This window comes from Rufibacter tibetensis (genome assembly GCF_001310085.1).
In the GTDB taxonomy this organism is placed as follows: Bacteria; Bacteroidota; Bacteroidia; order Cytophagales; family Hymenobacteraceae; genus Nibribacter; species Nibribacter tibetensis.
The window spans coordinates 525,396-549,784 of record NZ_CP012643.1; the positions used below are offsets into that span (position 1 = coordinate 525,396).

Below are 24,389 nucleotides of genomic sequence, written 5' to 3' on the forward strand. Positions count from 1 at the left end.
TTGCTATTGAACGCAAGTAGCTACATGGAATATAATTAAAAAAAGTTGAAGTAGCATTAGGGGTAACGCAAAAAAAGGGTGTCTATACTTTTGAAATGCAGAAAAGCGCTTTGCATCTATTTCAAAAACAACACTTCATCATTAACCAATTTAATGCTACAATGAAATTCCCCAAGTTACTTTACCTTCTAATAGCCTGCTCTTTATTCGTGTTTAGCTCTTGTACTGAAGACGATGATACTGGTCCAAACACTGGAAACAAAACCTGCCTTCCAGTGAAAGTGACTGACGAAGACCAGGTTACAAGCATCACGTACAGCAACGGCAAGATTGCCTCTTTCTCTAATGATGAGTTTGGCTCAGTAAATGTGCAGTATCATACCTCTGGTAACAAAGCAGACAAGCCAGCAAAAATGCCTTTCGGCACCGATGGATCCTTTGAATATATGTATGACAACCAAGGCAAGTTAACGGGCACTATGATTACTACGCCTGAGTTTCAGGGAGCCGGGCTTTTAGCAGAATTTGAATATTCTGGAAACAGAATTTCTAAAGTAACCCGCTACCTCGCCTTTCCGGGTGAAGACGAAGATGATCCCCAACTCTTTCCTTTTGGCTACACCACCTACCAGTATGACTCAAAAGGCAATGTTACCCTGGTAAAAGAGTTTGGCGATCAGGATTCTACCACGCCAGACAATACCACAGAGTACACCTATGACAGCAAGCCCACTCCTACGGCTGCTTTTATGGCGCTTTTCATAGGACTTCCTGGTATGACTCCGCCCGCGGCGAACAACATTTTGACGGAGGTACACAAAGAAGGCAACACCGTAGACAAAGACCTTTCTTACACCAACACCTACGTGTTTAATGAGAATGGGTACCCAACCAAAACTACCAGAACTTCTCAGAACGGTGAGGTAAGCGTCATCAACATTGATTATAACTGCCAATAAGCGGCACCACTTCTTTTTGTGAAAGGCCTGGGAAACCAGGCCTTTCTGTTTTGACTCCTTTTTACAGGTAACGTGCCATAAAATCAGGAAAACTACTTTCTTTGTTTCTCCATTGCACCCACTTTATGCGCCGAAACTTCCGATACCAAATTCGCCGGTGGCACCGGTACCTGGGCCTGTTGGCCGGACTTCAATTCCTGGGCTGGACCATAGGCGGCCTGTATTTCAGTTGGAGCAACATGGACGAGATTCACGGGGACTTACAACGGCGCGAAACTCCGGCTCTTACCTGGCAACCCGGTTGGGTAAGCCCAGACAGTGTATTGTCGCAGCTTCCGGCGAAAAGCAATTTGTTAGACCTGAAAGTGGTAAACGTGCTGAGCGCACCCATGTACCAGGTGAAATATCTACCACTGGGCTCTAAAGAAGTTTTATACCAACTGGCTGAAACCAAAACCGGTCGCCTAAGGCCAATGCTTTCCCGCCCTGAAGCCATTCAGGTAGCCCAAGCCGCCTTTTTACCAAATGTAGAGGTACAGAAGGTAGAGTACATCACCGCCGCCAACGTAAACGGCCACCACGAATACCGCGAGAGTCCCCTACCCGCCTGGGCTGTTACTATGGATCATCCCTCAGGTTGTACCGTCTATGTACCCGCAGCTTTAGGCACCGCTACTAAGTTCCGGAATGAAAAATGGCGGCTGTTTGACTTCTTATGGATGCTGCATACCATGGACTACCAAACCCGCGATCATTTTGGCAACTGGCTTTTGCGTGCTTTCTCTATAGCAGGCGTGTTAACGGTACTATCAGGCATTGGACTGTACGTATCCAGTTCACGCTTTATGCGAAAACGGTAATTGGGTTTAGGCTGTCTTTTCTGAAAACAAGGTATAAACAGCTTTGGCTTACGTGTCTGAATTGCCTATTTTGCCTACACTAATACGAACTAACAAACGCTTTATGAAACCAAATATCTGGCAATGGCTCCTGCTGGTCCTGTTGTGGCCCTCGCTTGTTGCCTCTGCCCAAACCCTTTCAGATTCGGCCTACATTCGGGAAAACTACACTAAAACGGAGCACCAGATTGCCATGCGTGATGGCACCAAGCTTTTTACCGTGGTGTATGCCCCTAAAAACAAAAGCCAGAAGTACCCCATCATGCTCAGCCGTACGCCTTATTCCGCGGGTCCGTACGGGGCAGACAAATACAAAACGGTGCTCGGCCCCTCTACAGACATGATGCGTGAAGGCTACATCTTTGCTTACCAGGATGTGCGCGGCAAGTTCATGAGCGAAGGCGAGTTTGTGAACATGCGTCCGCAGATTGCGAAGAAAGGCAAGAAAGACATTGACGAAAGCACCGATACCTATGACGCCATTGCCTGGCTTGTGAAGAACGTGCCCAACAACAACGGCCGCGTGGGCCAGTGGGGCATCTCGTACCCCGGCTATTACACCACCGTAGGATTGCTCAGCAACCACCCTGCCCTGAAAGCCTCTTCACCGCAGGCGCCAGTCACTGATTGGTTCTGGGACGATTTCCACCACCATGGTGCTTTTTTCCTGCCGCACGCCTTCAACTTCTTGGCTTCGTTCGGGCAGCCGCGTCCGCAGCCGTCGCCTACCGGTGCCCCGCGTTTCAACCACGGCACGCCGGACGGCTATGAGTTCTTCATGCACATGGGTCCGTTGTCAAACGCCAATGCGCTATACCTGAAAAATAATGTGGCCTTCTGGAACGACATCGTGCAGCATCCTAACTATGACTCTTTCTGGCAAGCCATGAACATCAGGCCGCACCTGAAAAACATCAAGCCTGCTGTGATGACCGTAGGCGGGTGGTTTGACGCCGAAAACCTGTTCGGGGCGTTAGAGACGTACAAGACCCTTGAGAAAAACAACCCCAACACGTACAACACCATTGTGATGGGACCTTGGTTTCACGGCGGCTGGGCGCGCTCTACCGGCGAAAACCTAGGCAAAGTTTCCTTCCGTCAGAATACCTCTGAGTTCTACCGGCCTAACATAGAAGCCAAGTTCTTCCGTCATTACCTGAAGGAAAACGGTAAAGGAACTCCGGCCCTGCCTGAGGCCTATATGTTCAACACCGGTGCAAACCAATGGCGTGAATTTGCTGCTTGGCCCCCTAAAAACACCCAGGAACGTCTGCTGTACTTCGGGGCGAACGGAAAACTCAGCTTCGAGAAACCTGCCGCCGGTGGCACTGGCTTTGACGAGTTCATCAGTGATCCAGACAAACCAGTACCGTTCTCTGAGGAAACTACCGTAGGCATGACCCGCGAGTACATGACCGACGACCAGCGTTTCGCTAGCCGCAGACCAGACGTGTTGGTATATCAGACCGATGTATTGACCGAAGACATCACCCTGGCAGGCGAAATTCTATCGGCCCTTAACATTTCCACCACTGGTTCAGATGCAGACTGGGTAGTGAAACTGATTGACGTGTATCCAGACACCGCCCGGCAGAACGCCCACAATCCAGCCTCGGTGAAGATGGGAGGCTACCAGCAGATGGTGCGCAGTGAGGTATTGCGCGGCCGCTTTAGAAACAGTTATGAAAAACCAGAGCCTTTCACGCCCAACCAGGTAACCGCTGTGAATGTGCCGTTACAGGATGTGCTACACACCTTTAAAAAAGGCCACCGCATCATGGTGCAGGTACAGAGCACCTGGTTCCCGTTGGTAGACCGCAATCCGCAGAAGTATGTGCCTAATATTTATGAGGCCAAAGCAGAAGATTTCCAGAAGGCCACGCACCGGGTGTACCACAATGCCCAACAACCTTCTTATTTAAAGGTGAAGGTTCTGTAAAGATTTCTTAATTTTTCTCAAACAGAAAGGCCGCTCTTCATAAAGAGCGGCCTTTCTGTTTTCTATCTGTTTTTATAAAAACAGCCTTTAAACCACCTTACAAGGTGTTTTACAAAAAAATTTGAAAAAATTTTATAGGAAGGCATTTCTTCATCTTCTCTTCATCTTGACAGGATAGTTTTGACGCAGTAATCATTTAAAACCATCTGACCCATATGAAAAAGTTAACTTTCTTCGCCGCCGCATTCTTTATTGCTGCCACCTCTTTTGCTCAAACTACTCCGACCTCTGGCACTCCAGAAACAAAGCAAAAAAGCACTCACGGTACCACTGTCAGCAGCACTGCCAAAGCAACTGTTGCAGCTAACGCTTCCGCCGATGCCTCAGGAAAAGGCGAGATGGTAAGTGAGGTTGCCAAAGCGAAGGCAGACAAAACCAAGGCAAAAAAAGAAGAAACAGCTACTTTCCTGAAAGAAGAAGCTACTGCCCAGAAAGAAGCTGCTAAAGCTAGAAAAGAAGAAGTTAAAACTAGAAAAGAGGAAGCAAAGGCCCAGACCAAGGGAACTTTAGATGCTGCTACTCAAACAACAGTTGACTTGAAAGCAAACACTGAAGCCCAGATAGAAGCGCAAAAAGAGGCCCGCAAGGAAGCTCGCAAAGAGTCACAAAAGGAAACCAAGAAGGAAGAAGGCCAAGAAGCTTCTGCCCAGTCTAAATCTGAGCTTAAAATAAAAGCCAAAACTGAAGCTCAGGCTTCTAAGCAGGACCACGAAAACCATGGCGAAGCAGTGAGCACCATTGCTAAGGAAACTCTTGCCACCGGAAAAGAAAAAGGGCAGACCATGAAAGAGGCTGCTTCTCAAAAACGTCAAAGAGCCGGCAGAATTGAAACCGAGACTGGTTTAGCCGCTAAAGGTGGTTCTTCCAGTGCCCGTCGTGCTAAAGTAAACACTGGCCTATCCACAAAAGGTGTCAAAGCAGTGAATGTAAACGCTGGCGCCCACCTAAAAGTGGGTAAAAACTAACCAATCCTATACAATCCAATTCAAGTGGCCTATGCTTCGGCAGAGGCCACTTACCCTTTCCCATTCCGAACCTTATCTAACTCTCATTTCTATGAAACTTCTAATCAGCGTTTGTTTTGTTATGAACTGGCTTCTGGCCACCTCCTCCCCTGCCTTTGGTTCCACCACCTGTAAGACCAAGGCTTACCTTTCTGCGAGGGTAGTAAAATAAGTGTATGGACTATTCTGAGTCTTTGCTTCGCTACTCATCTGTTTTGGACCGGTTTTGGATAAAACAGACAAGAATCAAAGCGCAGAATATGGCCCAGAAAATAAAAAAATTTATAAAATTGAATTCTTCATCCTCTCTTCACCTTTCAATAGTAGCTTTGAAAAATAAACTGTGTAGAATGCGCTCTGCTTATTTTAAATCCCTTCTCCTAGTGGCGGCTGTTGTGCTTTCCGGTGCTTCAGCACTGGCACAACCTGTCTTTACCTCTGAACCTGCTCTAACTGGTAGCACACCGTTATTAACCTCTAGTGAAGGAGCTCAAACTTCTTCAGAAGACGCTCTTGCCACGCTACCTTCTCCAGAGATAGAAGATGGTTCAAAACAAGACAAACCCAGAAAGGCGAAAGACAAGAAAGGGAGCGACCAATCTGACAAGGAAAAAAATGAAATAAAGGAAGTAGCCACCGCTAAGCGCCAGGACAAGCCCGAGAAGGTTTCCTCGGCTGGCCGACCGCAAAGTGCGGCACGTCCGGGCAGAGGAGCTGCCTCCAGCGCCGTGAAAGCAGCCGGAAATGTCACTAAAGCGGTAAAAGCAACCAAGCCTATCAAAGTAGGAGGTGTGGGAGTAGGCCGCATTAAAGTAGGTAAAAACTAATTTCTTTTCTCCCTATCTGTCATATGTCTGTCCTGCCCCAAGACCGACTTTACCCCTTCTTTTTCATCCTTTAACTGACTTTACCCAGATGAAAAATATACTTGCTTGCTGTGCTCTGCTTAGCTTTTTCATGGCTTTTCCCGCCTTGGCTGAAACATATCCTTTAGAGGGCGAGCCCTCCACAATCCTTGCCCAAGACACTTCCTCTAAAAAAGGTTGGTGGACGGTGGGGCTGGAAACTGCAAACAATGCTACGTTTTTTGGCCGGAATACGGCAACGCAGTACCCGTACGTAGCTGCCTCACTGACCTACACACATACTTCGGGGTTGTTCATCTCTGCCATGTCGTACCAATTGTTCAACACTGAGGATTTCATAGACGAAACCGATGTGACGGCGGGCTACAGTTTTAAAGTGGGCGAACGGTTTGATGGATTGGTAAGCTATTCCCGGTTTTTCTTTGGCCCCAACACTCCTCTGGTGAAGGCGGTGACCTCAAACGCAGCCACAGCTGCCGGTACCCTGGATTGGAAATATCTTTTAACGGGCCTCTCTGCCAGCTACATCTTTGGCGGCAGTAGTGACCTATTCACCGTGCTGGATAACTCGCGGTACATTCCGCTGCAAAACCTCTGGAAAGGAAAGAACCCGGTGGGCATTGACCCTAAATTTACTGTCATTGCCGGTACCCAGGAATTCTCACAAACCCACACTGTAGTCACAGAGAAAAAGAAAAACCCGGTAGAAACCGTTCTGGATCCCTTGAACCCCATTGGCAATAATGGTAACGGAAATGGCAACGGGAAGGGCAAAACCACTACTACCACCACTACTACGGTTGAAAAAAGATTTAAAGTGCTGAACTACTCCATTACCGTGCCCCTGGTGTTCAGCTTATATAACGTTGATATTGAACCTGCTTACCGGTTTTCTCTTCCGGTAAACAAACTTGAAGGTGATGAATCCAAGGCTCAGTCCTTTGTTTCTCTGAACCTGAGCTATACCTTTTAACGCTACCAAAACATCACCCTATGCACACCCTGATTGTTGAGGACGAAACCAGTCTGGCTACTGAACTGATGCACTTCCTGGCGCAGGAACACTATATCTGTGACTGGGCCTCAAACGGACGTGAAGCATCAGAGAAAATAGCCGTGAACCGGTATGACTTCATCCTGCTAGACCTGGGCCTGCCTGATTATGATGGATTAGACCTACTCAAAGAAACTAAGTCTGCAGATCACGATCCAGCCATTATCATACTCACTGCCCGCGGTGCTTTGGAAGATAGAATCAAAGGACTAGGCCTGGGCGCCGATGACTATCTGCCCAAACCCTTTTCATTGCTGGAGCTACAAGCGCGCATGCAGGCTGTTCTGCGCCGCAAGTTCAAAATAAAATCTTCATCTGTGGCGTTTCATGGGTTTGAAATGGACAGCAGTACCCGTCGCGTTACTTTTGGGTCACAGGAAATTGTGCTCACCAAGAAAGAGTTTGATATTCTGCACTACCTGCTCCTGCACAAGAACCGAATTCTCACGCGCCTGCAGCTAACTGAACACATCTGGGGCAATATCCTGGAAGATGACTATGACTCCAATTACATTGACGTGCATATCAAAAACCTGCGCAAGAAACTGTCTGCCCACATTCCAACTGATTGGCTGGAAACAGTGCGGGGCGTAGGCTACCGGTTAACCTTGTAACATGCGTCTTCAATCTAAATTAGCGCTCTTTAGTGCGGTCTCTAAGGTCATCATCCTGCTTTTGCTGGTAGTAGGCCTGCCTCTTCTGGTAAACAAGGTGGCCTTGCTCAACGCCGATGAACGCCTCCTGCAAAAAGAGGAGAAGATGTACAAAATTATTGAGGAGCAGGGCATCGAGTCATTCATCACGGAAGAAACCGGCGATGCCTATGGTTCTTATAACCTGTTCCGGGAAGAATTTATTTCTCTGGAAGAAATCTCCTCGGGCAAGGTGGTGAACAGCATTGAGAACAGCCTGCGTAAGGTTGACAATGAGATTGTGAACTACCGCGTGCTCTCCTCTACCTTTGATTTGGGCGGCAAACGCTACCTTTTGGAAATCGGCCGCTCTCTGGCCACCATTGAAAACAACAGCCAAACCCTGCAAACCTACGCCCTCTACTTTTTGGCGGCCGTGGTTTTATTGACGGTTTTCACGGATTTAGCATTCAGTAAGATTTTGCTGCGCCCCCTTACCTTGATTGTGAAGCGCCTGCAGCGGATAGAACACCCCAGTACCTTCACTCCCAAGGAGCTCAACACCAATACAACTGATTTCCTGTACCTCAACAACACCATCAACGCCATGATGGGGCAAATTCAGGAAGCGTTTCAGAAAGAAAAAGAGTTTATCGGGAACGTGTCTCATGAGCTGCTCACGCCCGTCTCAATTCTGCAGTCACGGTTAGAGAACCTTTTATCTGATCCAGAAACCCCAGATGCCATGCTGGAGAAACTGGTAGACAACCTGCGCACGCTGCATCGGCTTAAAAGTATCATTCAGGCCCTGCTTCTTATTTCCCGCATTGAAAATGAACAGTACCTGCGTAATGAAACGCTAGACATTCCGCAGTTAACCAAGGAAGTAGCCGAGGAAATCAAAGAACGTGCAGAGGCCCGGGAGATAAACCTGCAGGTAGAGATGGAAAGCGAGTACACCCTGTACAAGGCCAACCAGTCTTTGCTGTTTACCATGCTGTTTAACGTGGTGAATAACGCCATCAAGTACAACAAACCAGGAGGAACCATCCTCATTAAAGGGCAATCAACCCCTGAAGGCTACGAGCTATCCATCAACGACACCGGCGTTGGGATTGCCCAGGAACAACTGCCGCACATCTTCAACCGGTTTAAACGGTTACATGCCCCAGATGGTGAAAGCCACGGGTTGGGTCTCACCATTGTGAATACTATTGCCAATTTTCATGGCATAGAGGTAGCCGTGCAGTCTACTGTGGGCGAAGGAACCACCTTCAACTTTCAATTCCCTAAAGGAAACCTGCCTGATTCAATGGCCTTTTCCACAAATTGGGCTCAAAGCAGAAACTAACCAGCACCCCTTGGTGGCGCTGTGCGTAACTCCTACTTTCGTGCATACTTAAATGAGAACCACATGAACGTAGGATTTATAGGATTAGGCATTATGGGCAGCCGGATGGCCGCCAATCTCCAAAAGGCTGGCCACAGCCTGGTAGTGTATAACCGCACCCCAGAAAAAGCAGAAGCATTGGTAGCCCAAGGCGCCGTACTGGCCTCCTCACCCGAAGAAGTAGGCAGACAGTGCCGGGTGGTGTTTACCATGCTGGCCACCCCAGAATCTGTGGAAGAAGTTGCCTTGGGCAAAGAGGGTTTCCTGAAAGAACTACCTGGCAACTCCCTCTGGATTGACGCCAGTACGGTGAACCCTTCTTTTAGTAAACGCATGGCGGTGGCGGCCCTCAAAATGGGCCACCGCTTTCTGGATGCCCCTGTTTCTGGCTCGCTCATTCCTGCAGAGACAGGCCAACTGGTGTTTCTGGTGGGTGGTGAGACCAAAGACCTGGAAGAAGTTCGTCCGCTGTTAGACACCATGGGCAAAGCGGTGTTGCACATTGGCCCGCACGGACAAGGCGCCAGCATGAAAATGGTGAACAACATGCTCTTCGGGCAAATTATGGCCGCTTTCTCTGAGGCATTGCGCCTGGGTACTTCGCTGGGCATTACCGAAGAGGTCCTTTGCCAGACCCTGATGAACGGACCAGGCGGAGCACCTTTCCTTAAATTGAAAGAACAAAAGATCCTTTCCCGTGACTTCTCCCCTGAGTTCCCGCTGGAATGGATGCACAAAGATTTGCATTTGGCAGGCGTGACGGCCTATGAACAAGGCATTGCCTTACCCGTTTTGCACACAGCGAAAGAAATTTTTGCTCAAGCCAAGCAAGCAGGTCTCTCCCAAGAAGACTTCTCAGCGGTATACCAGTTTGTGAACCCTAAATAAGCTTCACTTCTTTGGGTCTGTTTTCTCTAAGACAGACCCAAAGAAGTGAAGCTTCAAATCAAATCCTGTAGCTGCAGAGTGGTTTCAAAAGGCTTGTAGTTGCGGCTTACCTTCAGGTGTAGCCGCCTACCCGGGTGGGTTTGGAAAAAGTGCAGGACCTCTCCCAATGATTTCTCTATGCAACTAATTCCGTTGATGCTAATAATGGCATCACCTGGTTCCAGCCCCGCACGTTGAGCCGGAGAATTGGGCAGCACCTGTGACACAGTGTAAAAATTGAATCCCGGAATAGGCGTTACCAGCTCCAACCCGCTGAGGTTGTAATAAAAAGGCTTTTTATACCTGCTATTGGGCCTAAGGAGCATTCTGGAGTTGCCATAGTCAAACACCACTTTGAACCGTTGCAGCACATCAGCCCCCAGGTTGCCATTGCGGTTGTTCATGCCCAAGGCGTACCTGATAGACATGGTATCCGGAAAAGAAGCCGGCGGGCTCTTCAACGTAAACGGCCCAAGCTGCAACGCTTCTAACCGGGCAATTTCCCCGTGAATATCACCGTTCAGGCCCCGGCCCAGGTACGCTTCAATGCGTTTGTCCGGAATCTTGACTTCAGGAAAGGTAGGTGAATACAACAGCATAGACGAGCTCATGCCGCTGTCTACAATGAGCCGTAGCGGACACACTTCGCCATCCGTGAACGTGGCCTCCACCTGCACATAAGGCTTGGCGTTTTCTATGACTAAGGGAATAACAGTAGATTTACTTGCTTTCTTTTCGGGGTACTTGCCGGGTTTGTAGAGGGTCAGCACCCGGTTGTCATAGTCAATCTCCACCACAAAGTCCTTGAACAAGGGGTACCCTATAATGCCGTTCACCTCCATCCCTAATCTGGTAGAAAGGTTGAAGATGTTCTCCTCCAGCACCAATACTTTCTGATTTTTGGCTTCCACGCCTTTGAAGTTCAACCTGTTTCCCGAAGACAAGATGGCCTCAATCCCGGCTCCCTTGCCAAGACCGCGCAAATACAATCGTTCAATGTTGTTCAGGGTAATTGAATCAAAAACCCCCATCTCCATGAGCAGGGTTCGGTCTACCCCCGTATCTACCACAAAGTTGAGGGGCTTGGAATTGTTGATCTGGATGGGGATGATTACCAGGTTATGCACCAATTCAAAAGGAATCCTTACCTTCTTACGCCCGAAACTGAATTTCAGCCCGCCTTCTTCCGTTGACGCTGCCTGTCCAAAAGCTACGCCTGAAGACATAAACAGAGACACAAATAAAAGAAGGACGATAACTCCTGGGAGTGACCGATTCTTTGGAAGATTCCACATACAGGATTGGTTCAGGCAGAGTAAGATAAGTAAATTTATTATGATAATAAACCTATGCTTCAGCTACTTGAAGTGCACTTACTCTCTTATTTGCTAAAGTATATAAATGATGCCTCCAACTTCACTGAAGCCCATTTTCGCATCCCTTCCAAACCAGAATTCCAACAGGCTTTCCTTGATAATTCTGGTTTAAGCCAGATGGGTTTGTAGGAATATACCAACTGCGGTACTCCATGGTTTTAGGTCTATTTTTCAGAAGAACCGTAAAAACGCATTGGTTCTTTTCCTAACTTGCCGGCAGGTCTGATGAAGGGGTTTCATTTCCTGCACCAGAGTTGATCACTTATAGTTTCTCGTCATGAGCGAATCTCTTTACCAAGAATTACTGGAACAGGTATTTGGCCCCGAGCCCAATGCGCTGCGTACCGAAATCTCCCCCCTCTACGCTGAGCTGGAAAAAGCCTTACAAGAGGCTAGCCCGGGACGGAAAAGCCAGGAAGAAGTAAGTTTCCGGTTTGAGCGCTTACGCTTAGGCTTAGGCATTACCTTAATGCAGTTACTCTCTGATCTGGGCGGTGATGAAGAAAGCAACCAGGTGCGTGACCTGCTTCATGAAGCGTTAGGCGCAGCTTCGGTGCAGCAAATAGACGGGGTTATCCAAAAGAAAAGCCACTTGTTTGAAGAACTGTACACCGACCTATACGTGAACGCCGACGCCGAGCATATTCTGGGCTTATTTGAGGAAACGTTAAACGCTTCTACCAAAGAAGAAACCGATGAACTGATTGACCGGGCTCTGGAGATTGCCGAGGACCTGGAGTTCCAGTCAGACGAAGATGACACCCCGGAAGAGTAGCCTGGGCTGCTGTTCCGCTCATGCCTCGCTTTCTGCCATGGAAATTACGCTGACCACTCCTGCCCTGCTGTTCCCGGCCCTTTCCTTGTTGCTTCTGGCGTTCACTAACCGATTTTTATCGCTGGCTAAGCTGATCAGGGACTTGAAGGGTATTTACAAAACCACTCACAGCCACCTAATCTACGGGCAAATTCAGAACCTGAGAACCCGTCTGCTCCTCATCCGGAACATGCAGGCATTCGGGATTGCCAGTATGTTTTCCTGCGTTTTGTGCATGTTCATGGTGTATGCAGGCATGCAAACGGCCGGTAAAATTGTGTTTGGCCTGGGCTTGGTTCTCCTGATGATCTCTATGGCTCTTTCGCTCTGGGAGATTCAGATATCAGTAAAAGCCCTGGAATTGGAGCTAAGTGACCTGGAACAAGACGAGCAAATTGCCCCTATGAGCACCACTCGTCAAACTTAATTGAGATGTTTTAGAAGTAATTTTCTGAAATCAACCTAAAACTAACCCTTCTGCTTTTGTATTCTAATGCCCTGCTTTGAGTCGTTTACCTTAAACACAGGATAAAATCAGCTTCCGTTTTAATTTATCTTCCAGATTTTCTTCTCTGAAAAGCCTCCACTCTTCTCCCAAAAGTCCTTTGAGGCGAAACAACTTCAAAGACATCCTGTTCTAAGCAGTAATTCTTTGCTTTCAAAGACCCTTATAAACTTCTATTCTCACCTGAAGTGTATATTTAATTTACTATGCTTGGCTCGTCTTTTATACCTTTGCACATCTTTTGTGATTGACCTACATGCCTAATACACATCCGAGCCAGATTTCTATTTCTGACTACACGTATACCTTGCCCGAAGAAAAGATTGCCCAGTTCCCGCTGGAGAACCGTGACCAGTCTAAGCTTCTGTTATACAAAAACGGACGCATCACCGATGGGCATTTCAAAGATCTTCCTACTGCCTTACCAGCCAATTCACTTTTAGTTTTCAATGACACCAAAGTAGTACAGGCGCGTTTGCGGTTCCAGAAACCCACCGGCGGCGTTATTGAACTGTTCTGCCTTGAACCCCTGGAACCCATGCGTGAGGTTCAGCAAGCCATGCAGCAGACCTATTCTGTTATCTGGAAGTGCTTGGTAGGAAATAATAAACGATGGCGCGAAGGCCGGTTAGAGATGCCTTTAGGCCCCTACCCCGCAGATGGGTCCCTTTGGGCAGAGCGCCTGGCCCCCGCCGAAGAAGGATTTGCCATTCACTTCACCTGGTCACCGGGCCATAAAACCTTTGCCGAAATACTGGAATTGGCTGGTACTCTGCCCTTGCCTCCTTACATGAACCGTGATGCGCAGGAGTCAGACCAGGATCGCTACCAAACAGTGTACGCTTCTGAAGCGGGTGCCGTAGCAGCCCCCACTGCCGGACTCCACTTCACCCCTGCCGTTTTGGAGCAGATTTCGGCAAAAGGCCATCAAAAAGCATTTGTAACCTTGCACGTGGGGGCTGGCACCTTCAAACCCGTGAAGGCGGAGCTCATGGAGTACCACTACATGCACGGGGAGCAGCTTTCTGTGAGCCGGGCTTTCCTGGAGCAGTTGCTGTACCATAAATCTAAACCCGTCATAGCCGTGGGCACTACGTCTATGCGCACGCTTGAAAGTCTCTACTGGCTAGGTGCCGGCATGTCCCTGGGATTGCTGCCCGTGGAGGGGGAAGACTTGTTTGTGCCGCAGTGGTTCCCGTATGACGTGCGTACCACCATCTCGGTTCAGGAGGCGTTGGAAGCCTTGCTGTACCACCTGGACAGCCATAAACTGACGCACCTGCACGCCACCACCCGCATCTTGATCGCTCCTGGGTATCAATTCAAGATCTGCACCGGGCTGATTACCAATTTCCATCAACCGCAAAGCACTCTCCTACTCCTGGTCTCTGCCTTGATTGGCCCATCCTGGCAAAAAGTGTACAAGCATGCCTTAGCCAATAATTACCGATTCTTAAGTTATGGTGACAGTTCTTTACTGCTTCCATAGTCAAGAACTGCTGCGCTAGATAGCTTGTTTTGAACTTAGAACGGTCTAAGTTTTAAGGCTATTTCCCCTGAAAACAGACTGTTACCACAGCTTCAGAATACTTTATTAAATAACATCAACAAAAAGGGAGAAGGCACCATGCCTTCTCCCTTTTTGTTTGATTGATACTTCTAAAACCTAGTACCCAGGGTTCTGAGGATTCAGGTTAGGATTGGTTTCTAATTGCTGGAATGGAATTGGCCACAGGTTCTTGTAAGAGTTATCCTGGGTAGTACCAGTTGCCGGGCAGAACGTCAACACCTGACAGGTCAAGTTATAGCGTTTCAAATCCATAAATCGGAATCCTTCAAAGGCAAACTCCAGGCGGCGTTGGTTCAGGATTTCAGTTAAAGCGGCTGCATTGGTAAGAGGAGCTGCATTAGGCAAACCAGCACGGTTTCTGATCATGTTGATGTCAGAAAGAACCACTAGAGAAGGAACTGCGGTAGCAGCACCCAAACGAGCATTGGCCTCAGCTCTGATCAAATACATCTCGGCTAAACGAATCAACGGAATGTTGTCTGAGTTTTGTGACACATCATCATACTTCACAATTCTGCGGCGGGTACCTTGCTGGAGGGTTGTTTCAGCAAAACGCTCATCACCTAAAGAAGCCGAGGCAGAAAATTGGTTGAACAAGTTAGTTGACACATAGAACTTCTGACCTGGCACCGCTGGGTTAGAAGAGGAAGCCAGGGCATTCTGGTCATCGCGGTTGAAGGCTAACTCCAGAATTACCTCATCAGTAGTTGCAGACATGCCAGTACTGTTGAAGATATCACCAAAGTTGGAAGCCAAAGAATAAGGCCCGTTGTTAATCACGGCTGTAGCTTTATCACGCGCCAGGGCATTGTTTCCCTGTTGTAAGTACACCCGGGCTAACAACGCAGAAGCAGCCATATCAGAGGCGCTGTAAGGATTGCTACTATCTGCTAATCCCTGCAATTTAGTTTCAGCCTCTTTTAAATCATTAATGATCTGCGTGTATACCTCCGCCTCAGTGCTGCGTCCCTGGTTCTGGATTCCCGCAACATTTAACGTTGGTACTGTTACTATAGGAACCCCTCCAAAAACTTTTACCAAATCAAAGTAGGCAAGAGCGCGCAGGAAATAAGCTTCTCCTAAGATGCGGTTTTTCTCACCAGCTTCAAGGTTGGCTAGTTTTCCAACTTCTTGAATGACCACATTCGCCCGGCCAATAGCCCGGTAAATAGCAGCCCATGTTTCAGCAATCTGAAGGTTGGTAGGGTTAATGTTTCTACGTGCCACTTCAAGGTGGGTAGAAAACGTACCCGTGAAGGTTAAGTTATCGGTGTACAGGTCCTGGTAGTACAGGTAATTCAACCCATAGTAATCATCAGACTGAAAAGCACTATACACGCCTTGCAAAGCCCGGTCTGCAGATCTGGCATCGGTAATAGCTCCTTCAAACTCTATGCTACTGGTTGGCTCTACATCCAGGATGTCACTACACCCGGTAAAAACGCTTAAACCGGCACTTATAAATAATATATAAAGTCTCTTCTTCATGGTTGAAAATTATAAACCTATGTTAACACCAAAAGTGAAGGTTCTGGCCTGCGGGAACGTGTAAAAGTCAACCCCTAAGGTGGTATTGGAGGTTCCGGCAAAGTTTACCTCAGGATCAAACCCAGGATAATCTGTCCAGGTGATCAGGTTTTGAGCCTGGCCAAAAACCCGCACACTGCGCAATTTCGCTTTCTGAGAAAGAGCAGAAGGCAAGGTATACCCCAACATCAGGTTTTTCAGGCGAGCATACGAGCCGTCATAGATAAAGCGATCCTGGTTGCTACGGTTGTTTCTATTTTCATCTAGATAAGTAGCTCTTGGCGTATTGGTCACATCTCCTTCTTGTCTCCAGCGATCTAACACGATATCACGCATGTTATCATCATAAGCACCTAGGTGCTGCATGTACTGCATGGCCGGATTTGCGATTTTATTTCCTACAGAGAACTGGAGGAAGGCGGTCAAATCAAACCCTTTGAAGGTAAACGTGTTGGTGAAACCTCCAATGAAATCTGGCTGGGCATTTCCTAGGATTGTAAGGTCATCATCAGAGATAACACCGTCTCCGTTGGTATCCACAAAGTTCACATCCCCTGCCTGAGTATCCATGTTGCCATCATCGTTGGCGTCTACGTAGCGTCCTGCGTCTTCTACCTCTTGCGTAGTAGAGAAGATACCGTTGGTTTTAAAGCCGTAGAAAGTACCAATTGGCTCACCTTCTCTTAGAACTAAAGAGTTACCGCCAAAACCGTAGAAAATATCCTGACCTTGGTACAGTTCTGTTACTTTGTTCCGGTTGAAAGACAGGTTGAAATCAGTTGTCCAGGTAAGGCCTTTGTTTTCTGAGGTAAGGTTCACCGTGCTCAGCGCTAGTTCAAGACCTTTGTTTTCAACGCTACCAATGTTAGAAGTGTAGCTACCTAAGCCGTTCTGGGTTGGAATAGGACGGCTGTACAATAAGTCGTCTGTTTTCTTAATATAGTAATCAGCCGCCAAGGTAACGCGGTTGTTAAACAAGCCTAAATCAGCTCCAATGTTCAATTGGGTGGTTTCTTCCCACTTCAAGTCTGGGTTACCAATCTGGGTGAAGGCGGTGCCTGGGTTATCAGCGTAAGAACCCGGGCCAAACAAAGTCAGGTAGCTGAAGTTACCAATCTCCTGATTACCAGTTACTCCGTAGCTAGCGCGAAGCTTTAACTCACTTAAAGCAGAAATCTCTGGGATAAAGCTTTCTTCCAGCACTCTCCAGCCCACTGATACAGATGGGAAGTAACCGAAACGGTTGTTCTCACCAAAACGGGTAGAACCATCTGCCCGAAAGTTAACCCCTACCAGGTATCTGTCCAGGAAGTTCATGTTCGCTCTACCAAAGTAAGAAAGCAGGGCATACGGGGTGATTGAGTTTGAACCAGCATTTACCCGGCTTGCACTGCTGATGTAACGGAAACGCTCACTTGGGAAACCCTCGCCAGTTACAAAAGTCTGGTCAATTGTGTTTTGCTCAGTAGAGGAACCAGCCAGAAAAGTCACGTTGCTGTTGGTTGCAAAATCCCAACGGTAATCTAAAGTAGCTTCCAATAGACGCTTCGTAACTAACGTAGTAGTTTTAGTAGCTGAACCTTGGGTAGCAATGGCCACGCTGCCTGGGAAGTTGTCACCGGTGTAGCTGCGCTCTGCAAGATTCAGGACGTCTGCCCCTGCTTTCAGGTTTAAGTTCAGTTTTGGCAAAATGGCGTATCTGGCAGAGATGTTTCCAATGGCACGCAGGTTGTTGCTCTCATTGTCATTTTCTCTTCCTTCAGCCACCGGGTTGGTGTAGAAGTAGTTCGGGTAAGTGTATCCACCGTCTTCAGGATAGAATACCGGCCACAATGGAGAAGCAGCCAAGGAGTTGGCGAACGGACCAATCACGGTGTTATCACTTACGATCCGTTGGTTCTGAGACAAACTCAATTGTACACCAGCTGAGAAAGACAATTTCTCATTGTAGGTATGGTCCAGGTTCAATCTTCCGCTGTAACGCTCGTATCCGCTACCAATAATTACCCCCTTCTGGTCAAAGTAATTACCTGACACATAATAACGGGTTTTCAGGTCACCACCACTGGCAGAAAGCTCGTAATTTTTGATTCTGGCATCTTTCACCATGACCTGGTCCAACCAATCTGTATCTGTTGGCTCAAAGTCAACGCCACCATAATAGAAATCAGCAAATTCAGTAGGTCCCCAAGGTTCATCTTCCGCAATGAAACCATCGTTCACGAAGGCATCTTTCATTACATCCAGATACTGCTGGGCGTTCAGGTAACCTGGCTTCTTCCACATGTTCTGCACACCTGTGTAGGCATTGAAGTTGATGGTGGTCTTGTTAGCCTTACCACGTTTTGTAGTAACCAAGATAACCCCGTTAGCAGCACGTGAACCATAAATGGCAGCGGCAGAGGCATCTTTCAGGATGTCAATAGATTCAATGTCTGACGGGCTTAAATCTGAAAGAGCATTAACAGACTGACCACCAAAATCTAACTGAGAGAAGTCACCAGTAGTCATTGGCACCCCATCAATCACATACAATGGCTGGTTGCTGGCAGAAATAGAGCTTGAACCCCGTACACGTACTGTAACTCCACCACCTGGTGTTCCTGAGTTTTGGGAGATTTGCACCCCAGCGGCTCTACCTTGCATGGCTTGGTCAATGCCTGCCACAGGCACGTTCTCTATAGCCGCGCCGGTTACCTTGGCCGTTGCACCAGTTAGCTCCCGACGCTCCTGGGTACCATAACCTACCACTACCACTTCTTCAATGGCTTTAGCATCAGTATTTAGCCGAACATCAACTGTAGAGTTGTTTCCTACGGCTATTTCACGAGGCGTAAACCCGATGAACGTGAAAACCAAGGTAGGCGAACCAGAAACACTGATGGAATAGCGTCCATCCACATCAGTGCTAGCCCCTGTGGTAGTACCTTTCACCACCACACTTACGCCCGGGAGAGCTGAACCATCTTCCGCCGAGACAACTCGCCCAGAAATGGTTCTATTTTGCGCCATTGCACTAAAGTTAAATGCAGTGAGCAAAATCAAGAACAAGAGAAAAAGTCTTTTCATTTAAATTGTTTTAGAAATTGATAATTGAGGGGTAAATTTTTCTTAAGATATGGCTTAAGGGCTACTTTACCATAAAGCCAAATTTTCCTAATCCTTTTCTTAAGTAGAAGAATAGGATGAATTAAGAGCTAAAGCAATATAACCATTTGGCTTTAAACATATTAAAATCTTAATACAATCTTCTATTCATTTTTTACTAGCTAAAAAAGCCACTACGCGACTTACAAAATTATCTCCTTTCTTAATGATTGATCTTTTGGCGCAGTAAGGCATTTTAAGAATTTGTTAAAAAAAGCTGTTCTCTTTCAAAGATGTGGGCTCAACTAAAGACTCCTGTATTGGAACCAAGACAAACCTTAGCCTTCCTTTTACTGCAAATAACTAACCCTTAAGTAATCACTGCTCTAGGTCAAGAAAGGTTTACATCATTATAATTAAATGAGTACTTCGTTCACACAATTAGATTAGACCAAACCCCATTAAACAAAAAGAGGAGGCATATTTCTCCTCTTTTTGTTTAATGGGGTTTGGATGTTTATTCTCCAAAGAATCCCGGATTCTGAGCCAGGTTAGTATTGGCATCTCTTTCTCTTTACAGAATTGGAAACACCAGATTATTTGCGTTGGAAGAAGTGATGCCTACAGTTCTTTTCCTGTGCTTAATGCCAAATAAAAGAGCACGAGGGTGCTGGTACCTTTAAGCCCATGAAGGCGGGTATTGTAGAGTACCACTACATGTATGGGAACCAGCTTTCCGTTTGCCAGACATCTCTGGAGCAGTTGCTGTACTAACAATCTACCCAGTGATAGCGGCGAGCACTATTGCTATGAGGACTTTGGAAAGTCTCTACTGACTTGGTGCAGGTATGTCTTTGAGTTCGCTTCCCATATAAGGGGAGAAATTGTTTGTGCCGCAATGGTTTCCGTATGACGTGCGTACCACCCTAAGCTTTGTTGTACCACTTAGACAGCCACAAGCTGATACAGTTGCAGGCTATTTCCATCCGTTAATTGTCCTTGGGTATCAGTTCAAGATATGCCGGTCTAGTTACTAATTTCCATCAACCGCAGAGCACTCTCTTCCTCTTGATTTCTGCTTTGATTAATCCGTCTTAGCAGGAAGTGTACAAGCATGCCAGGCTAATGGCTACTTGTTCCTGAGTTATAGTGACAGCTCTTTACTGCTGCCCCAGCACTTCTACTTCCGCAGTTGATTTCGCAAAACAAGCGCTAAACAGTTTACACAAAAAAAGCGCCTTGAATGTCAAGGCGCTTTTTTTGTAAAGTTAATAGGATTAGTAACCCGGAGATTGCTGCCCTCTGATATTGATGTTCGCGTCAATCTCGCCCTGCGGAATAGGCCAAACCCATTCACGGTCAGACGGAACTACAGTTCTGTTGGTGCTTGCTAACTCAACATCTGTTCTTACCAGGTTACGGGTAGTTCTTTTCAGGTCAAAGAATCTATGTCCTTCTCCAATCAGTTCTTTGCGGCGTTCTAATGCAATAGCATCAAGTAAAGCTTGACCAGTAAGCACAACTGGTACATAATTGTTTATTCTGGCATTGCGCAAGGCATTAAGGTCGGCTAAGGCTAACGCTGCTTTGGCTCCGCCTTGCATTGCTCTTGCTTCTGCCCTGATCAAGTACATTTCGCCGGTTCTTAACACTTTCCAGTTTACAAGATTGTCTTCAGTAGTTCCGCGGCTTAAGAACTTACTTAGAATACGCCGGTTTGCAGTACCTAAAGCCCTAGAAGCAAAATAAGAAGTAAACCTTACATCATTCATCTGATCATACGTCCTGATCAAAGTTTCTGAGGGTTTGGCACGGTTACGGTTACCCGGTCCGTTGTAAAGACTACCTGAAGGTGTGCCTTCTCCTGCACTGAAAGTGACAGACCAAATAACCTCTGAAGTTGAAGCATCTTTCCAAATATCAGCGAAATTTGTTCTGCTAGCTAAAGGTCTTTGACTGATAACCAGAGTGGCATAGTTTTCTGCCGCAACGTAATCTTTTGCATACAGGTTGATGCGAGCCAACAACGCTCTTACAGCTAACTGGTCAATTCTTGATCTCGTAGCATCGTTTATAGTGATACCATTCAACAAAGTTTCAGCTTCCATCATGTCCCTGAAGATATTGTCGTAGGTTTCCTTAACTGTTAAGCGTTTGGGAAGACTTTCCGCATTCACTTCAGTCATATAAGGAACTCCTAATCCAGTGGAGTTTCTGTCGAAGTTCTCACCCCAATAGCGTAGCAAGTCAAAATGAACCATGGCTCTAATAGCCAACGCCTGTCCTTTGATCCGGTTTACACCCGCTTGATCTCCCGAAGCAAATGCATCTATACCACGCAAGGTAATATTTGCCTGCGTAATCACTGAATAAGCAGCTAACCAGGCAGTAGCTATATCTGCGTCATCTGTTGCATATTCAAAGTTGATCTGATTTTGCCAGTTAGCTAGATCTTCAGCAGTCTGCACCAGGTCTTCGCCCATCAAATCTGGTAAAACAGACCAGGTTCCGGTCGTTTGTCCACCGTTGCCATAATATCCTACTTGCCGGAAGCGAGCATAGGTACCTGTTAAAGAAAACTCGTAATCTGCAAGAGAGGTAAAGTTACCTCCCCGTTGAAATTCAGGCTCTACATCCAACACGTTATCACATGCAGGAAATAATAAAGCCACACTTAAGCCGAGGCCTACAATGAATTTATTTATTTTCATCTGTTTCAATTTTAAAGATATTACAACCCGATGTTCAACCCGAAAGTAATCGTTCTAAGGGCAGGATATTGCGCACCTACTAAGGAAGCACCGGTGATTTCCGGATCCCACCCTCTGAAGTCAGTCCAGGTAACCAGGTTCTGACCTTGTACAAATGCCCGAACTGATCTGAGTCTTAAAGTGTTTGTCAAAGAACCAGGAAGTGTATAGGACAGATTGAGGTTACGCAGTCTCAAGAAGTTACCGTCTTCCACAAATCTGGTGGTACTGCTTTGGAAGCGGTTTCCAGCTCTAGGAACATCTGTAATGTCGCCTGCTTTCTTCCACTCTTTCAGCAACTCTACACTCATATTATCATAGAAGTAAGCCGGATTGGTTACGTTTACGAGATCATTGTTAAACACTTCATTACCCCGTTGGAAACTGAAGAAAGCACTCAGTTCAACTCCTTTGATGTTTAGAGAGGACCCGAATCCGCCAAAGAAAGGTACTTCAGCTGACCCTACAATTACCCGATCAGCCGCACTATAGGTTTCTGTTAATTCCCCGTTCAATTTGCGGTATTGCGCGTTTCCATTAGCCGGGTTCACCCCTACAAATGGAACCAGGAACAAAGAGTTCATTGATTCACCTTCACGGTTAATCAGTATACCAGTGACAATATCGTCTTCACCTTCTTTCTCAACCAGTTCTTTTACCGTATTTTGATTATAGGTTAAACTCACGTTGACAGACCAGTTGACGTTTTTGGAACTTATGACATCACCTTGCAAGGAAAGCTCCACCCCTCTGTTCTGTAACTTACCTATGTTGGAAGTTAAAGAAGTGAATCCAGTTGTTCTGGAAAGCTGTCTGTTTAAGAACAATTCAGAGGTGATGGAATTGTAAAACTCTGCCGTAGATCTTAATCTGCCTCCTAGGGTAGATAACTCAATCCCTGTGTTGAAGGTAGCTTTCTTCTCCCACTGAAGCTCAGGGTTGGCAAGTTGTTGCTGGGTTAGTCCAAAACCACCACTGTAAATGCCCCGTCCATACAACTCTCTAGATTGGAAGTCAGTAATACCTGCCTGGTTACCTGCTGTTCCGTAACTGATTTTAAATTTCAAGTCACTAATTACATTTGATAGTCCCTCCATAAAAGGTTCATCAGACACCATCCAGCTTAACCCCACTGAGCCAAAATTGGCATACTTTCTATTTTCTCCAAAGCGGGAAGAACCATCTCTCCTAAGGCCAACATTCACAAAGTATCTGTCTTTGAATCCGTAAGCAACGGTTGTGAAATAAGAAAGTAAAGCATTCTCTCCACCATTACCTCCAACAGAAGGGATAAAACCATTTGAAGCATTTCCTGGCGTGATACCCGCTTCATTCTGGAAAGGTCCACCAAGGCCATAGCCGGTAAATTCAAAAGTACGGCCTATATTCCTCACTACTTCATTAAACAACCCAACAGTCAAAGAATGATCTGTAGCAAATTGAGTAGAATAAGTAGCAGAAGTAGTTCCGGTATATCTGAACCCTCTTTCGTAGCCACGGCCATAGCTGCCGGAACCACCTGTAGCAAATGAGCCGGTGTAAGTGGTAGGATTTGTAAAGATTGCGCTTTCCTCTGCTCTAAAGTCTCCACCCCAGCTAGTTCTCAAAGTTAGTCCCTGTAGAAAAGGTACGGCATACGCTAGGTAAACATTACCTACGCCTTTCAATTGCTGCCTCTTATTGCTATTCTCTAGGAGCTCCTGTAACGCATTAGGCTGCCCGGAAGTGATTACCGTATATTCTCCATTCTCGTCATAAGGGGTTTCATAGGGGTTGGTCCAGTTGATGGCATTTAGCGGAGTCCCAATGCCGGTATCACTCTCATTGGTGTTCATCAATTCAGAATACCCGAAAGTAGAATTCAAGCCAAACGTTAATGGCCCTGCCACACTTTCTACGTTAGCTCTACCAGTATACCGTTGCAAACCTGTATTACGTACGGTCCCTGTTTGATCAAAAACAGAGCCTGAAATGAAATAAGTTGTTTTATCTGAACCACCAGAGGCACTTAAGGTATGGTTTGCCGTACGCCCTGTTTGGAAGAAAACATCACCCCAATCAGTATTGATTTGTCTTAATCTGGCAAGGTCTTCATCGGTCCAATCGTATGGATTACCTCTTGATATTTCATAGTCCAATTTCTGATTTGAGTTCATGAGCTCCAATCCAGACTCAGGTGCCTTTGAAAACCCATATTGAACGTTATATTCAAAACGGGCTTTCCCTGCCAAACCTTTCTTGGAAGTGATTACCACAACACCATTGGCTCCTCTGGAACCATAGATAGAAGTGGCAGAAGCATCTTTTAAAATGCTAAAGCTTTCAAAATCAGCAGGGTTCAAGGTTGAAAAATCACCAGCTGATATTTCAATACCATCTAAAACAAAAAGAGGATCATTGCTTCCTAAGATAGACCCTCTACCTCTGATTAGGATGTTTGCAGCGGCACCTGGTTGGCCTGAGTTTGCCTGAACAAGTATACCAGGCGACTTACCTTGCAAAGCTTGGTCAAACGAGGCAAGAGGAACCAACGCTACTTCTTCAGCTTTGACAGTCGCCACAGAACCGGTAACTTCTCTTCTATTTTGAGTAGTATAACCTGTCACTACAATTTCCTCAATGGCTTTGGCATCTGTAGCTAGGCGTACATCAATAGTAGATCTGTTACCTACCGCCTCTTCACGAGGTGTGAACCCGATGAAGGTAAAAACCAAGGTAGGAGAACCTGTCACACTAATAGAATAGCGTCCTTCTACATCAGTACTGGCGCCAATGGTTGTTCCTTTCACCACCACACTTACGCCGGGAAGTGCTGTTCCATCTTCCGTCGAGACTACTCGCCCGGAAATGGTTCTATTTTGCGCCATAGCACTATAACTTAGTACATTGAGCAAAATCAACAACAAGAGTAATAGTCGTTTCATTTGGTTTGTTTTAGTAGTTTGTTAATTGAAGGGTAATATTTCCATAATATATAGGTCACAGACAACTTTACAATGGGGTCAGGCTTAACCTATTTCTACATAAAGA

General features: G+C 46.6%; 18 protein-coding genes. 13 read left to right on the top strand and 5 right to left on the bottom strand.

Annotation, left to right across the window (positions count from 1 at the left end; all coding sequences use genetic code 11):
• Positions 1-161 precede the first annotated feature (161 nt).
• The 9 genes from DC20_RS01960 to DC20_RS02000 all read left to right on the top strand — a co-directional run bounded on the left by DC20_RS01960 (position 162) and on the right by DC20_RS02000 (position 9,691).
• Positions 162-959 (top strand): hypothetical protein, encoded by a 798-nt coding sequence (locus DC20_RS01960; protein ID WP_157593012.1) that lies wholly within the window; start codon positions 162-164, stop codon positions 957-959.
• Positions 960-1,084: 125 nt separating this feature from the next.
• Positions 1,085-1,819 (top strand): hypothetical protein, encoded by a 735-nt coding sequence (locus DC20_RS01965; protein WP_062542287.1) that lies wholly within the window; start codon positions 1,085-1,087, stop codon positions 1,817-1,819.
• A gap of 103 nt (positions 1,820-1,922) precedes the next feature.
• Positions 1,923-3,797 (top strand): CocE/NonD family hydrolase, encoded by a 1,875-nt coding sequence (locus tag DC20_RS01970; RefSeq protein WP_062542288.1) that lies wholly within the window; start codon positions 1,923-1,925, stop codon positions 3,795-3,797.
• Positions 3,798-4,012: 215 nt separating this feature from the next.
• Positions 4,013-4,822, top strand: coding sequence for a hypothetical protein (locus DC20_RS01975; protein ID WP_062542289.1), 810 nt, complete (start codon positions 4,013-4,015; stop codon positions 4,820-4,822).
• Between the two features lie 389 nt (positions 4,823-5,211).
• Positions 5,212-5,688 carry a hypothetical protein gene (locus DC20_RS01980; RefSeq protein ID WP_157593013.1) on the top strand — a complete coding sequence of 159 codons (477 nt, stop codon included), beginning with the start codon at positions 5,212-5,214 and terminating at the stop codon, positions 5,686-5,688.
• A gap of 88 nt (positions 5,689-5,776) precedes the next feature.
• A complete protein-coding gene (locus tag DC20_RS01985; protein WP_157593014.1) occupies positions 5,777-6,700 on the top strand; it encodes a hypothetical protein in 924 nt (307 codons plus the stop codon).
• 20 nt (positions 6,701-6,720) lie between these two features.
• Positions 6,721-7,395: a response regulator transcription factor gene (locus DC20_RS01990; protein WP_062542292.1), complete on the top strand. Its 675-nt coding sequence runs from the start codon at positions 6,721-6,723 to the stop codon at positions 7,393-7,395.
• A gap of 1 nt (position 7,396) precedes the next feature.
• Complete coding sequence (locus DC20_RS01995) at positions 7,397-8,764, top strand: sensor histidine kinase (RefSeq protein ID WP_062542293.1); 1,368 nt, start codon at positions 7,397-7,399, stop codon at positions 8,762-8,764.
• 63 nt (positions 8,765-8,827) lie between these two features.
• On the top strand, positions 8,828-9,691 hold the full coding sequence (locus tag DC20_RS02000) for an NAD(P)-dependent oxidoreductase (RefSeq protein WP_062542294.1): 864 nt from the start codon (positions 8,828-8,830) through the stop codon (positions 9,689-9,691).
• 53 nt (positions 9,692-9,744) lie between these two features.
• Here the strand turns inward: DC20_RS02000 and DC20_RS02005 are convergent, their stop codons facing one another.
• Positions 9,745-10,956 carry an aspartyl protease family protein gene (locus DC20_RS02005; RefSeq protein WP_062542295.1) on the bottom strand — a complete coding sequence of 404 codons (1,212 nt, stop codon included), beginning with the start codon at positions 10,954-10,956 and terminating at the stop codon, positions 9,745-9,747.
• Positions 10,957-11,383: 427 nt separating this feature from the next.
• On the opposite strand from DC20_RS02005, the gene DC20_RS02010 reads away from it, so the two are divergent.
• The 3 genes from DC20_RS02010 (at position 11,384) to DC20_RS02020 (ending at position 13,914) form a co-directional block, all read left to right on the top strand.
• Positions 11,384-11,881 (top strand): hypothetical protein, encoded by a 498-nt coding sequence (locus DC20_RS02010; RefSeq protein ID WP_062542296.1) that lies wholly within the window; start codon positions 11,384-11,386, stop codon positions 11,879-11,881.
• A 37-nt stretch (positions 11,882-11,918) separates the two neighbouring features.
• The gene (locus DC20_RS02015; protein WP_062545749.1) at positions 11,919-12,347 is read left to right on the top strand and encodes a DUF2721 domain-containing protein; all 429 of its coding nucleotides are present in this window, start codon (positions 11,919-11,921) and stop codon (positions 12,345-12,347) included.
• A 334-nt stretch (positions 12,348-12,681) separates the two neighbouring features.
• Complete coding sequence (locus DC20_RS02020) at positions 12,682-13,914, top strand: S-adenosylmethionine:tRNA ribosyltransferase-isomerase (RefSeq protein ID WP_062542297.1); 1,233 nt, start codon at positions 12,682-12,684, stop codon at positions 13,912-13,914.
• A 177-nt stretch (positions 13,915-14,091) separates the two neighbouring features.
• Here the strand turns inward: DC20_RS02020 and DC20_RS02025 are convergent, their stop codons facing one another.
• The gene (locus DC20_RS02025; RefSeq protein ID WP_062542298.1) at positions 14,092-15,483 is read right to left on the bottom strand and encodes a RagB/SusD family nutrient uptake outer membrane protein; all 1,392 of its coding nucleotides are present in this window, start codon (positions 15,481-15,483) and stop codon (positions 14,092-14,094) included.
• A gap of 9 nt (positions 15,484-15,492) precedes the next feature.
• Positions 15,493-18,534, bottom strand: a complete 3,042-nt coding sequence (locus tag DC20_RS02030) for a SusC/RagA family TonB-linked outer membrane protein (RefSeq protein WP_169788146.1) — start codon at positions 18,532-18,534, stop codon at positions 15,493-15,495.
• Positions 18,535-19,608: 1,074 nt separating this feature from the next.
• Between DC20_RS02030 and DC20_RS23315 the strand changes: the two genes are divergently transcribed.
• Entirely contained in the window at positions 19,609-19,707 is a 99-nt protein-coding gene (locus DC20_RS23315; protein WP_169788147.1) for an S-adenosylmethionine:tRNA ribosyltransferase-isomerase, read from the top strand.
• 179 nt (positions 19,708-19,886) lie between these two features.
• On the opposite strand, the gene DC20_RS02035 is transcribed toward DC20_RS23315, so the two are convergent.
• A complete protein-coding gene (locus DC20_RS02035; protein ID WP_062542300.1) occupies positions 19,887-21,320 on the bottom strand; it encodes a RagB/SusD family nutrient uptake outer membrane protein in 1,434 nt (477 codons plus the stop codon).
• A gap of 20 nt (positions 21,321-21,340) precedes the next feature.
• Positions 21,341-24,283, bottom strand: a complete 2,943-nt coding sequence (locus DC20_RS02040) for a SusC/RagA family TonB-linked outer membrane protein (RefSeq protein ID WP_062542301.1) — start codon at positions 24,281-24,283, stop codon at positions 21,341-21,343.
• Positions 24,284-24,389 lie beyond the last annotated feature (106 nt).

Bases quoted from the DNA above. Each gene is read 5' to 3' on its own strand.
- DC20_RS02030 (WP_169788146.1), bottom strand. From the start codon at position 18,534: ATGGCGCAAAATAGAACCATTTCTGGGCGAGTTGTCTCGGCGGAAGAT.
- DC20_RS02000 (WP_062542294.1), top strand. From the start codon at position 8,828: ATGAACGTAGGATTTATAGGATTAGGCATTATGGGCAGCCGGATGGCC.
- DC20_RS01985 (WP_157593014.1), top strand. From the start codon at position 5,777: ATGAAAAATATACTTGCTTGCTGTGCTCTGCTTAGCTTTTTCATGGCT.
- DC20_RS01990 (WP_062542292.1), top strand. From the start codon at position 6,721: ATGCACACCCTGATTGTTGAGGACGAAACCAGTCTGGCTACTGAACTG.
- DC20_RS02010 (WP_062542296.1), top strand. From the start codon at position 11,384: ATGAGCGAATCTCTTTACCAAGAATTACTGGAACAGGTATTTGGCCCC.
- DC20_RS02040 (WP_062542301.1), bottom strand. From the start codon at position 24,283: ATGAAACGACTATTACTCTTGTTGTTGATTTTGCTCAATGTACTAAGT.
- DC20_RS02015 (WP_062545749.1), top strand. From the start codon at position 11,919: ATGGAAATTACGCTGACCACTCCTGCCCTGCTGTTCCCGGCCCTTTCC.
- DC20_RS02020 (WP_062542297.1), top strand. From the start codon at position 12,682: ATGCCTAATACACATCCGAGCCAGATTTCTATTTCTGACTACACGTAT.
- DC20_RS01995 (WP_062542293.1), top strand. From the start codon at position 7,397: ATGCGTCTTCAATCTAAATTAGCGCTCTTTAGTGCGGTCTCTAAGGTC.
- DC20_RS02035 (WP_062542300.1), bottom strand. From the start codon at position 21,320: ATGAAAATAAATAAATTCATTGTAGGCCTCGGCTTAAGTGTGGCTTTA.
- DC20_RS02005 (WP_062542295.1), bottom strand. From the start codon at position 10,956: ATGTCTTCAGGCGTAGCTTTTGGACAGGCAGCGTCAACGGAAGAAGGC.
- DC20_RS01980 (WP_157593013.1), top strand. From the start codon at position 5,212: ATGCGCTCTGCTTATTTTAAATCCCTTCTCCTAGTGGCGGCTGTTGTG.
- DC20_RS01975 (WP_062542289.1), top strand. From the start codon at position 4,013: ATGAAAAAGTTAACTTTCTTCGCCGCCGCATTCTTTATTGCTGCCACC.
- DC20_RS01970 (WP_062542288.1), top strand. From the start codon at position 1,923: ATGAAACCAAATATCTGGCAATGGCTCCTGCTGGTCCTGTTGTGGCCC.
- DC20_RS01965 (WP_062542287.1), top strand. From the start codon at position 1,085: ATGCGCCGAAACTTCCGATACCAAATTCGCCGGTGGCACCGGTACCTG.
- DC20_RS01960 (WP_157593012.1), top strand. From the start codon at position 162: ATGAAATTCCCCAAGTTACTTTACCTTCTAATAGCCTGCTCTTTATTC.
- DC20_RS02025 (WP_062542298.1), bottom strand. From the start codon at position 15,483: ATGAAGAAGAGACTTTATATATTATTTATAAGTGCCGGTTTAAGCGTT.